9 protein-coding genes are annotated in these 12,481 nt (G+C 40.2%); 3 read left to right on the top strand and 6 right to left on the bottom strand.

From position 1 onward, the window contains the following. Position 1: 1 nt before the first annotated feature. Positions 2–2,104, bottom strand: coding sequence for a carbon starvation CstA family protein (locus GBI66_RS15100; RefSeq protein WP_151716646.1), 2,103 nt, complete (start codon positions 2,102–2,104; stop codon positions 2–4). A gap of 359 nt (positions 2,105–2,463) precedes the next feature. Continuing rightward, positions 2,464–3,033: an elongation factor P gene (gene efp, locus GBI66_RS15105; RefSeq protein WP_004808248.1), complete on the bottom strand. Its 570-nt coding sequence runs from the start codon at positions 3,031–3,033 to the stop codon at positions 2,464–2,466. A 354-nt stretch (positions 3,034–3,387) separates the two neighbouring features. Here efp and epmB point away from each other — a divergent pair, with 354 nt between their 5' ends. The 3 genes from epmB to GBI66_RS15120 are packed head-to-tail and all read left to right on the top strand — an operon-like array spanning position 3,388 to position 8,247. After that, a complete protein-coding gene (gene epmB, locus GBI66_RS15110; RefSeq protein WP_004808250.1) occupies positions 3,388–4,404 on the top strand; it encodes an EF-P beta-lysylation protein EpmB in 1,017 nt (338 codons plus the stop codon). Between the two features lie 13 nt (positions 4,405–4,417). Further along, positions 4,418–6,172 carry a GTPase gene (locus GBI66_RS15115; protein WP_151716647.1) on the top strand — a complete coding sequence of 585 codons (1,755 nt, stop codon included), beginning with the start codon at positions 4,418–4,420 and terminating at the stop codon, positions 6,170–6,172. Then, a complete protein-coding gene (locus GBI66_RS15120; RefSeq protein ID WP_151716648.1) occupies positions 6,154–8,247 on the top strand; it encodes an EAL domain-containing protein in 2,094 nt (697 codons plus the stop codon). Before GBI66_RS15115 ends, GBI66_RS15120 begins: the two co-directional genes overlap by 19 nt. Positions 8,248–8,346: 99 nt before the next feature. Here the strand turns inward: GBI66_RS15120 and rpmE are convergent, their stop codons facing one another. The 4 genes from rpmE to GBI66_RS15140 all read right to left on the bottom strand — a co-directional run bounded on the left by rpmE (position 8,347) and on the right by GBI66_RS15140 (position 12,453). Further along, positions 8,347–8,571, bottom strand: a complete 225-nt coding sequence (gene rpmE / locus GBI66_RS15125) for a 50S ribosomal protein L31 (protein WP_005145945.1) — start codon at positions 8,569–8,571, stop codon at positions 8,347–8,349. A 198-nt stretch (positions 8,572–8,769) separates the two neighbouring features. Continuing rightward, complete coding sequence (locus tag GBI66_RS15130; RefSeq protein WP_151716649.1) at positions 8,770–9,738, bottom strand: bile acid:sodium symporter family protein; 969 nt, start codon at positions 9,736–9,738, stop codon at positions 8,770–8,772. A 136-nt stretch (positions 9,739–9,874) separates the two neighbouring features. Next, positions 9,875–10,276, bottom strand: coding sequence for a lactoylglutathione lyase (gloA, locus tag GBI66_RS15135; RefSeq protein ID WP_005213261.1), 402 nt, complete (start codon positions 10,274–10,276; stop codon positions 9,875–9,877). Between the two features lie 2 nt (positions 10,277–10,278). Continuing rightward, positions 10,279–12,453, bottom strand: a complete 2,175-nt coding sequence (locus tag GBI66_RS15140; protein ID WP_151716650.1) for an MFS transporter — start codon at positions 12,451–12,453, stop codon at positions 10,279–10,281. Between the last annotated feature and the right edge of the window lie 28 nt (positions 12,454–12,481).

The following is a 12,481-nucleotide window of genomic DNA, read 5'->3' on the forward strand; positions in this document are numbered from 1 at the left end:
GCTACTCTCCTTTGATGCTATTCGCAGTCATCGGGGTTTCTGAATAAACTGCTGGTGCCTCGTTTACTGTTGGTGTAGGGCTCGCCAATGCTCTGCGTACAATACCAATCGAAGCAATGATCATCACAATCGCAACAATCATAAAGAAGCCACACAGTGCAGCATTGATCTGATTTGACATCACAATCGTTTGCATTTCAGCAACGGTTTTGGCTGGTGCAAGCACCTCACCACGCGCAATTGCATCCGAGAAACGATTCGCTTGTGCAAGGAAGCCAATTTTTGGATTTTCATGGAAAATCTTTTGCCAACCTGCTGTCATTGAGGTAATAAATAAGAAAATCGTCGGGATAATGGTGACCCAAACATACTTCTCTTTCTTCATCTTGAATAGAATGACTGTACCTAAGATCAAGGCCATCGAGGCAAGAATCTGGTTACCAATACCAAATAACGGCCACAATGAGTTAATCCCACCAAGTGGGTCAACCACACCTTGGTAAACGAAGAAGCCCCAACCTGCCACCGCGACAAAGGTCCCAACCAAGTTCCCAAAGAATGAACTCGATTGTTTAATCGCTGGAACCACGATACCGACTGTATCCTGCACCATGAAACGACAAGCACGTGTACCCGCATCAACCGCAGTTAGAATAAATAATGCTTCAAACAAAATCGCAAAGTGATACCAAAATGCCATCATTGAGCGGTTATTGAAAATCTCTGAAATGATATGTGCCATACCAATTGCAAATGTAGGCGCACCACCTGTACGAGATAAGATTGAACTCTCACCGACTTCCTGAGCCAGTAAAGTCAACATTTCTGGACTCACCACGAAACCAAGATTTCGCACTGCTTCTGCGGCGGTCTCTACCGAGGTCCCTAAAACTGCTGCTGGTGCATTAATTGCAAAGTAAATGCCTGGATCGAGTACTGTCGCACAGATCATTGCCATGATGCCGACGAAAGATTCCATCAACATACCACCATAACCGATCATACGAATATTGACTTCGTTATCGACCAATTTAGGTGTTGTACCTGATGCAACCAAGGCATGGAAACCTGAAATTGCACCACAGGCAATGGTAATAAACAGGAAAGGAAATAAACTACCCGCAAATACAGGGCCTGTACCATCAACAAAATGGGTCACTGCTGGCATTTTCAAATCAGGCATCGCAAAGATAATCCCGATCGCCAAGCCTGCAATCACACCAATTTTAAGGAAGGTTGATAAGTAGTCACGTGGTGCTAATAACAACCAAACCGGTAAAACAGAGGCGATAAAACCATAAATAATTAAGGCCCATGTCAATTGAGTACCACTGAGGGTAAATAACTGCCCCCAATATGGATCTTTTGCAACATCCCCACCATACACAATTGCCGCCATCATCAATACAAAACCAATGATTGATACTTCTGCAATTTTCCCTGGGCGTAGATAGCGCATATACACGCCCATGAATAAGGCGATTGGAATGGTTGCAGCAATACTGAACACACCCCATGGGCTATGCGCCAATGCTTTTACGACGACCAAAGCCAGCACAGCAAGGATAATGATCATCACCCCTAGCGTACCTAGCATCACAATCACACCTGCAAAAGTACCGAGTTCTTGTTTTGCCATTTCGCCTAAAGAGCGACCATCACGACGTGTGGAGATAAATAAAACCAGAAAATCTTGTACAGCACCTGCAATCACCACACCGACTAAAAGCCAGATGGTGCCAGGTAAGTAACCCATTTGCGCTGCGAGAATTGGACCGACTAAAGGCCCTGCACCTGCAATAGCTGCAAAGTGATGACCGAATAAAACGAATTTATTGGTAGGAACATAATCCAGACCATCTGCGAGACGATGAGCTGGGGTTAACCGTTTAGGATTTAATTCAAAAACTTTGTTTGCAATAAATAAACTATAGAACCGATATGCAATGCTATATACACAGACTGCGGCAAGAACTAACCAGACCGCATTAACATGCTCACCACGACTAACCGCCAAGATCCCAAATGAAATTGCCCCAACGATGGCAACCAAACTCCAAAGGAGTTTCGAGGGAAGTGTTGACTTTGCTTGTGTTGTCTCCATTCAAAACCTCTCAAATACATAATGCGTGGTTAGGGTCTGTTGACATTTCACTTTACGAGCTATAGCTATCATTGCGACAGAGAACATTTTTAGAAGACATAAAGCATGTCTTATGCAATTTAGCTATTCTAAATAATGAGTAGCGATTACAGCTACGCAAGATAATGTAGTGGCAACAAAAAATGTCAGCAAGCCCTATTAGATTTCCCTTTCCATATTTTCTGTAGAAGAAATATCTTTGTAAGTTTACCTTCTAGCTTCAATTATTTATCTAATACTTTGGCATAAAAAAAGGGATGATTGTTTAATCATCCCTTCGATAATTGTATATCTTGAGTAGCTTGGCTACTCATTCACAATTATGCACGTTCTAGGTAGTCACCAGTACGTGTGTCTACACGAACGCTTTCTTCTTGCTGTACGAATAATGGAACACGTACAACTGCACCTGTTTCAAGCTTCGCTGGCTTACCGCCACCGCCAGAAGTATCACCACGTACACCTGGATCAGTTTCAATAATTTTCAACACAACAAAGTTTGGTGGATTTACGTTCAAAGGTACGCCATTGAATAACATGATCGTACATTTTTCATTTGAATCGTCCTTTAACCATTTCGCAGCATCGCCCATTGCTGTTTTATCAGCAGCGATTTGCTCGAAAGATACAGGATCCATGAAGTTCCACATTTCGCCATCGTTGTAAAGGTAATCCATTTCAACTTCTACAATATCAGCTGCTTCTAAAGAATCACCTGATTTGAATGTTTTTTCTAATACTTTACCAGAACGAAGGTTACGTAATTTCACACGGTTAAACGCTTGACCTTTACCTGGTTTTACATATTCATTTTCCATGATTGAACATGGGTTGCCATCAAGCATAACCTTAAGGCCTGCTTTAAAATCATTTGTAGAATAATAGGCCATGAAAGGCGCACTCCAAACTTAAAAATCAAATCTTATGGGCTTGTTTAACATTCATATTTGGTTGCGACAGAGGAGATTTTTTCGACGATACAAGGCATGGATGGTGAAATTTAGTTATTCTAAATGAACCATACATAACGCAGTAGCTACAAAAAATATCCCTGTCCCGTAGGGTTATGGCTAAAATTTCCTCATACTTCGTTATGAAACTTGGCAAGGGAATAGCCATTCCCTACGTTTCACGCCTCGCATGATTAAATTTTAACCGATAACGCAATTCATATATGAACGTTAAACAAGCCCCAATGCTAGACTAGGCACACAGCTGCGGCTAACACTATTTTTACGTATGGCATGATAAACTATTTACATCAAGAGCAAAACTGGCAATCACAACTCAGTGACCTAATTACTGATCCTTTAGAGCTGTTAAATCTGCTTGAGTTATCTACCGATCAACTATTATCAGGGGCAATCCTCGCCTCTGAACAGTTTAAATTGCGCGTCCCACGTGCATTCGTCGGAAAAATGACCGTTGGCGATCCGCTTGACCCTCTGCTACTGCAAGTCTTACCCCATCATCTCGAACTGGAAGAACATCCTGAGTTTGTGACAGATCCTTTAGGTGAAGAAGCCGCAAATCAAATGGCGGGAGTTCTACATAAATATCAATCACGTTTTTTGTTGACCTTAACGGGTGCATGTGCAATTCACTGTCGCTACTGTTTCCGTCGTCATTTCCCGTATCAGGAAAATCTTCCTAAAAATGACGATTGGTTAAATATCAAACAGTATATTGAGCAAAATCCACAAATCAATGAAGTGATTTTGAGTGGTGGTGACCCCCTTACGCTAAACAATCGAAAAATTTCATTGTGGCTAGAACGAGTCGCATCTCTCCCTCAGATTAAGATATTGAGAATTCATTCACGGGTTCCTATTGTGATCCCGAATCGTATTGATGAAGAGCTGATTTCTATATTAAAAAACAGTAGGCTACGTATTGTAGTAGTGGTACACTCAAACCACGCAGCTGAACTCGATGATTTCACTTGCTCGAAGTTGCTACAGTTATCATTCCAGCATATAACCGTTCTTAATCAGGCAGTTTTGCTCAAAGGTGTGAATGATTCTGCAGAAACTTTAAATGCATTGAGTAGCCGTTTATTTGAAGCACGAGTAATGCCCTATTACCTTCATGTTTTGGATAAAGTTAAAGGTGCTCAGCATTTTGATTTAAGATCTTCAGAGATAGATCAGATATACAGTGATGTATTAGCGAGTTTACCAGGATATCTCGTCCCGAAACTCGTCAGGGAAATTGCGGGCGAAAAAAATAAAACACCGCTTTTTGGGGTTCAAACATTCTGAGATTGATAACACAATGATGAATAATGCTTTTTCGGATATTTTCCAAATTCCAACAGTCTTAAGACGGGACAAACTTAGCTTTTGTGATACCAATTCTAAAAGTCTCAATGAATGGATTTCAAATCTATCCATTATGCAGTTGGGTGATACCTCCAAAGCACTGTTTGCAGCTCTGTTAGAGCTGAGTGAATTAGAATGTTCGGAAACTTTACGTTTTGACTTGGTTCAGGTTCTGCATCCGACTATTGAAAATGTTTTAGGTAGCCTAGAAAAGAACTTTTTTAATCAGGGTGTGATTAGCTCAGATCGTAATGAACATATCATTGAACTGGCAATGTTATTGCGTTGCTACTTCGCAGCAATCTATATCAATATTGTGCGTCGCAGTAATGATCAGCTTGATCAGCAAAAGTTTTCTATTTTCGCGCTGAATCAAAAGAAAAACCTGCAAACGGCGAGAACCTTAGCCACCTTTCAATCGCTACAGCAATTAACCCAACTTCTCTATCAGCAACATATGTTGTATAGCGAACCAGTTGCTGGACAATGGTTAATTGCTCATCAGCTCTATGATGCAGCAGTGACACATAAATATCAGCATACCAACTTAGATCAGTCTCAGGGCAAACCAAGTTCGATTACCAATATTACGCAGGCCTATGCTCAACTGATCTTGATGGATATTTTTAATACCAATCAAATTCGTCAATCTGAAATACAGGCTCTGTTTCAGTGTAGTTTTGACTGGGCAAAAATGGTTCAAATTTTGGCGAAGGAAACCGACCTGACCAAATATGTAGTTGATACCAGCAAAGACCATCCACCGATTTATAATAAAAAGCAAAGTTCTGGCTTCAACCCAAACATCTTTATCAGCACACATAGTTTGTTGGATCATGTCACAGCAACGCTACATAAAAATGCTGAATACATTTCTAAGAATGAAAAAATCTATTTAACACCAGCACTTAAGTTTCATGTGCAAACCATCTTAGGTACAACTGCAGAACGTCGACATGAGCGTTATGAATATTCAGCGCAACTGCATATCTGCTTTGGTCTGCTGACCGCTCACTTCTATTTATCTAAAGCTAAAAACTTTTCCGAAACGTTATTGTTAGATCATGGTTATGGTCTGCAAAACGAATCAAAGTTTATGTCAGCTTGGGATAAAAAAAGTACTTCAGACAATCAGGAATCAGCCATTCAGCGCTTGAGCCGTGAAAGCAAAGCCGTTTACCAAGCAGATATACTCGATATCAGTGTGAACGGTTATCGTATTAAATGGTCAGGAGAAGCACCGAAAAACCTAAGAACAGGCGAATACATTTTAGTCAAAGAAACATCACATGGGCACTGGCGTGGAGGGGTAATCCGTTGGCTCAAACAATCGAGCGAGAAAAGTTTAGAACTTGGTTTAGAAGTATTAGCACAGGAAATTTTCCCTTGCGCGGTTCGTATACAGGCAGATCGACATATCAGCAACTATCATCCAACACTTTTATTAAAAAACCAAAATTTGGATGAAACAAAAACAACCTTAATTTTACCAGGTTCACAAATTTTTAGAGAACACCAAGCTGTTCATTTAAGATTGGGGAAAGAGGAAGTCAAAGTGTATTTATTAAACGCACAATTAATTACCCAGAGTTTTGTTCAATTTGAGTTTGAACTGCTAAATGATGAGGAACTCCCTGTTCTTCAAAAATATATGGCACAAAAAAATATGGACACAATTGATCAAGATTTATGGGAAGCATTAAAGTGAGAAATTCTTTACTCTCTAAGAAACTCAAACGGACGGAAACCCGTTTACTGATTATTGATGATAACCAATTACGTTATAATCAAATTGCAGCAATTTTTACGGCACAAGACCATCAAATTCAAGCGACATTGCTGGATGATCTTAAAACATTTGAGAAACAGCTGAATTTACCATGGGATATTGTTATTTTTGGTCGTGCTTATGACCTAAAAATTGAACAAACACTTTCTTTGATTCAGGCATCATCACAGCCGAGCCTACCTGTACTACTGTTAGAACCAGATGACTATAATGCTGATCAATATCAGACCTATATTCATAAAGGTATCTATGATGTATTAAACCTTAAATCTCCAGAAAAATTCTACATCAGCATCGTCCGTGCGCTTTCCTATAGCCGCCTAGTACAAGCTGAACATCGTTTATTAAACGAATTGGAAGCAGCACAGTCTCAAGCACAGTCTTTGGTTGCAGAGAGTCATAAAGCTGTTGCCATTTTACAGGAAGGTATTCATATCAATGTGAATGCTGAATATGCCAATCTCTTTGGTTTCAGCAATGAAGATGAGCTGATTGGTCTGCCTATTCTGGACGTGTTACAACCTGAAGATCTAAGTCAATTTAAACTTCGATTTAAAAAGATTTCTCAAGGGCAATTCGAGCATGGTAGCTTTGAGCTCCGCACCCAGAATCCAACAGTAAAAAATAATCCCTTACATCTTGAGTTTTTACCTTCAGGCAATGAAGAAGAAATTCAACTGAATATCGAATGCGGCATCCCCTTTCAAGCTATAGCTGCGACACCAGCTGCAGCTGTTACTTCTGAAAAAGTATCAAATTTAAATACAGCGTTACAGCAGATTAATCGGCAATTGACCAATCACCCTGCCAATGCCAATGCAGTCGTACTATTCAGTCTGAGTAGCTGCCCAAATGAAGTCTTCCAAACAGACTGGCGCGGAACAAAAGCGTATTTTTCCAATATTCAGAACTTTATTAAAGAACAAGTGAATGTCCCTGTTTATCAGGTTGATAGCGCGATATATGTTGCTTTATTTCAAGCTGAATCTAAGAACGTATTAAACTCGCTTCTGATTGGCTTAAATAGCTTGCAAAAGCCACAACTCTTATCGACAGCCCAACACACCTTTCCCTTGCATCTTAAGCTGGGCCATTGTGAGCTTGCACAAGCAATTCCAGATGAAGCACGCTTTGAACAAATTCTCAGTAAAGCATTTGCGGAAGGATTGCCAGTCTTTAATACGCCAAAAATTGATGCGGATATTGGTCTCACCACAGAACATATTCCAACAGCAGTTCAATTAACTTTATTACAAGGGCTGAAACAGAAACTTGATACAGGTGATATTCATCTTAAATATCAACAACTCTATGATAAGCAAGATCAACACACCCATACTTATGAAGTTTCTGGTGGCTTCATCTTTGATAATCAATGGCAGGATTTAAGTGATCTTGGCGATCTGAAAGATGATCCTGAGTTATCCATTCAACTTGATCGCTGGATACTTGTAGAAGCTTGCAAGCAATTACACAACTTTATTACTCAATATCCAAAAGCCAAGCTGATTGTAAACCTCAACCATCATGTGCTGTTGAATGATAAGAAGTTGCCTGAATTGGTTGCCAAGTTACTGACTATTATTGGCAGTAAACAAGCCCACCCATTGATTTTACAGTTCTCAGAACAGGCACTTCAACAGAACTTATCTCAAGCCCAGCCACAAATTGCCTTACTCCGCCAACACGGTGCAGAAATCTCGATTCGTGGCTTTGGTGATTCCTTATATAGCGACACCATGCTACAACAAATTGATGTTCAGTATTTGAGCTTGCATAGCAAACTGACCAAGATGCTAAGCTCAGATAAAGACATGGCAACATTACAAGAGAAAATCCTGCACTTTATTGGTCAAAAGCCAGTGGAAATTTTCTTGATGGAGCTCAATGACATGAATCTATTTGCAAATGCATGGAATGTAGAGGCTCGCTACCTACAAGGTAACTATTTCCAGAAAAAACTTGATCGCTTAACGGATGTACAAGATCAATAACGCCTTCTCAATATTGAGGAACTGCTGCAAGTTCCTCAATAGAATAACTTACAGGCATAAAAAAAACGGGCATATTGCCCGTTTTTTTCTTTCTTGATATTAACGTTTGATAGAACGTGACATACCAGAGAAACGTTGTTTGAATTTGTCGATACGGCCGCCAGTGTCCACATTCTTTTGTTTACCAGTGTAGAATGGGTGGCAAGCTGAACATACGTCAAGGTAAATTGTTTCTTTACCAAGAGCAGATTTAGTTTCGATTACGTTACCACATGAACAAGTAGCAACTAAGTTTTCGTATTTAGGGTGAATATCGGCGCGCATGCTCGATGCTCCTATTTAGTAAGAAAGGCTTAAGCTGTTATCGCAATTGATCACTCTCAAAACGAGGAAAGCAAAGTGTTCACACACTTGCAGATCAACACCACAACAGACCATTTCTTTTGACTCACCGAGACTCTAACGGTCAGAGCAAAGCCAACAAGTGGCGAGCATTATACGCCAAAAATTAAATTTTGCGAACTATTCCTGCTTTGATTTTGCCCAATGATTCGCAATCACACCACATACCATTAACTGAATTTGATGAAAAATCATGATTGGCAACACAATCATACCCAAAGGTTGCCCAATAAATAGAATTTGGGCCATGGGTACCCCACTCGCCAGTGTTTTCTTTGAACTACAGAAAAAGATCGTCACCTGATCAGCCTGATTAAAGCCCAACCATTTTGGTACATACAAGGCAAGCAGCATAACAATGGTTAATAGCACTGAACACGCAAGCACTAAATACAACAAGGTTAATCCGCTGACTTGATGCCACAGACCTGCAACTACAGCACTACTAAATGCACCATACACCACCATTAAGATCGAACCCTGATCAAATGCTTTGACGATACTAGGGACTTTGACCATATATGGAAAAATATAAGGACGGAATAATTGCCCAAGAACAAATGGGACAAGCAACAATAAAGTAATTTGGATAATCGATTTGGTTGGATCAAAACCATGCTGACTTTGGCCTAAGATAAAATAACTCACCAAAATCGGGGTAATAAACATACCAATGATATTTGAGAAAGAAGCACTACAGACAGCAGCTGCTACATTCCCCTTAGCCATAGAGGTAAATGCAATTGAGGATTGTACTGTTGAGGGCAAGAAACACATAAACAGAAAACCCCAATACAAGGGCTGACCTAAAAGAGGTTCCAAAACAGGTCTAGCGAGTAACCCAATGACAGGGAAAATTGCGAAAGTAAAAGCAAACACCAACGCATGCATTTTCCAATGCATCATTCCTTCAAGCACCGCCTCACGTGACAGTTTCGCACCATGTAAGAAGAAAAGTACTGCGATTGCGACGGTGGTTAGAATATTAAAATAATGTGCAATTTGCCCCGAAACTGGAAAAAACGTCGCCAGTATTACCATAGTAACCAACAATATGGTAAAGCGATCCAATGCCAATAATTTCAACATAACTTATCCCTATCTATTCTCTAAGAACTATAAAGCCCAGCATGACTTGTTGACCATTTGATCGAATCATCATACTGGGCTATATAAATAAAGCTAGAGCTTTAGATAAGAAATCTTGGACTTATTTGACCAAAGACTAATTATTATAAGCATCCTGATCTTGTTGAATAAGTTCAACTTTATAACCATCTGGATCTTCAACAAAAGCAATCACCGTGACCCCACCCTTCATTGGACCTGCTTCACGTACAACTTTACCGCCACGTGCCTTGATGTCTTCACATGCTTTATAAGCATCATCAACACCAATCGCAATGTGACCATAGGCATTGCCGAGCTCATAGCTGGTTGTGTCCCAGTTATGGGTAAGCTCAAGCACGGTGTTGTTTTTCTCATCACCATAGCCAACAAAAGCCAATGTAAAACGCCCTTCTTCATAATCACGTTGGCGTAGCAATTTCATACCAAGTACCTCAGTGTAGAACTTTAAAGATTGTTCTAAATTACCTACTCGTAGCATCGTATGTAACATGCGCATAGTTATTCACCTGTCTGTTGAGTTGTTTGGTTTTCATGGTCGCGTAAAAGTTTCGCAACCCAAACCACGAGAATTAAAATTGGAATACCAATTAAAGTTGTCATTAAAAAGAAATTCGGATAACCGATATTGCTGACAATTGTTCCTGAATAACCACCTAATAACTTAGGCGTTAAAGTCATTAATGAACTGAAAATTGCATACTGAACCGCTGTAAATGATACGCTGGTCAAGCTAGACAAGAAGGCAATAAATGCAGCACCAGCAAGACCAGAAGCCAAATTATCCACAATAATGGCTAAATATAACCATAAAGAGCTATAGCTTTTTATCACCTTACCAGAAAGTTCAACGGTCCCTTGCTGAGCAGGATCAATCACAGCAATCGGTTGAATATCTACATTTAAAGCTGCATCAGCATGAGAATCAGTATCCACACGATATTGTCGCGTTGCTAACAATTGATCCGTAGGATTACTTTTTAAGTTTGCCATAGCTGTAATGGTTTTACTTGGCGATGCCTGCAAAATTTTGCCATCGATAACGCCAGTAAATAAGCCCTGTTGATCTACCTTAGCCACAAACTCCTGACCGTCTAAAGATAAGATCACTGGACGTTCAGTATCTAAATCTTCAGTTTTAATATTCGCGAGCTGACCTTTAATCACTAAACTTTGTTTTAACTCTTTTGGTGTGAGTTGATCATCACCACTCATTGGCAACAATTGAATCTGAGGCTGTTGCGAACTGATTAAATACGGCACCGCTAATTGAATTTTAGAATCGGCTTGGTTTTGATATTGGGTACTCACCTGAACTGAATCTGCTTTTAATAACGCTTCATTCGGTACTTGTAATTTCCAATAACCGACCTCATCGGTCTGAACTTGATAATGCTGATCACCAACTTGTACTTCTACTTGATCGAGTGGCTTGCCCGATTTTACCAAACCGATAAAAATCAAATTGGTCGAGCTGGCTAAGACAGCACCCACAAACATCAATTTCATAATGTTCATGCGTTGTGCCAACAAGCCACCTAAGAAACCACCTACCAAGCTAAATAGCACGCCGTAAATCTTAACGGCTTCCGCAATCTGTTCCTTACTAAAGTTTAGATCTTGATAGAACACATTGGAAATTACCCCTGCAATAATATCAGAGATACGGAAGAAACCGATCAATAGCAATAAAACCAATGCCAGTTTAACGCCATAACGCTTAAAGAAATCTAGAATCGGTGCAACCCATGTTTCTTTAGCCATTTGCTGATTGACTACACCAGTCTTAACCAGCCCAAAACCAACCAGTAAAGCTGTTGCCGTAGCCGTTAAAAAGCGTAGTGCTTCTAAACCAAATAATGCAGCTGTGTCCTTAATTCCTGCTGACTTTGCGATTGCATCAGTGACATTGCCTGAATAAATATAACTGATAACAAACGTTGCAACAGCAATAAAAAATACAAATACCAAGCGATAATAGTCAGTGGTTTTATAGTGCTTATAAACACGATTTACTTGTGGCTCACGAACACACAAAGTGGTGATGATCCCAACCACCATCACCGCAGCCATGGTCAAATAAGTGTATTTCCAGGCCTCGTAGATGTAATTACCTTTTGCTGTGCCCAAATAGGCGGCCAAAAACAATGCACCAGCACCAGCAACGATCATCCCAATACGATAACCTGCATTGTAGGTCGAAGCCAAAACGGTTTGCATTTCAGTTTCGGCCAGCTCAATACGGTAAGCATCAATGACAATATCTTGAGTCGCTGCCGAGAAGCCCAACAGTACAGCACCAACCGCCATCTGGATTAAATAGCTTTGCCCCAAAGATGGGTCAGAAAATGCCATGATACAGATCGCACAGATAATTAAGCATTGTGCAATCAGCAACCAAGCGCGGCGACGACCTAAACTCTTGGTTAAAAATGGAACGGGTAATTCATCAATTAAAGGTGCCCAAACAAATTTAAAAGAATAACCGAGTGCAGCCCAACTAAAGAAAGTGACCGCACTTTTATCGATTCCAGCCTCGCCCAACCATAAAGATAGGCTAGAAAAAATCAATAAAATTGGAATCCCCGCAGAGAAACCAAGAAATAACATAATTAGAGCACGGCGATCTAAAAATGCTTTAAATGCAGATGCCCAACTAGAGGCTTGAGTTGTCATTGGTTATTATTTTCCATGAACATGCGTG

The sequence above is a fragment of the Acinetobacter sp. TUM15071 genome (genome assembly GCF_008980925.1).
Taxonomy (GTDB): Bacteria; Pseudomonadota; Gammaproteobacteria; order Pseudomonadales; family Moraxellaceae; genus Acinetobacter; species Acinetobacter dispersus.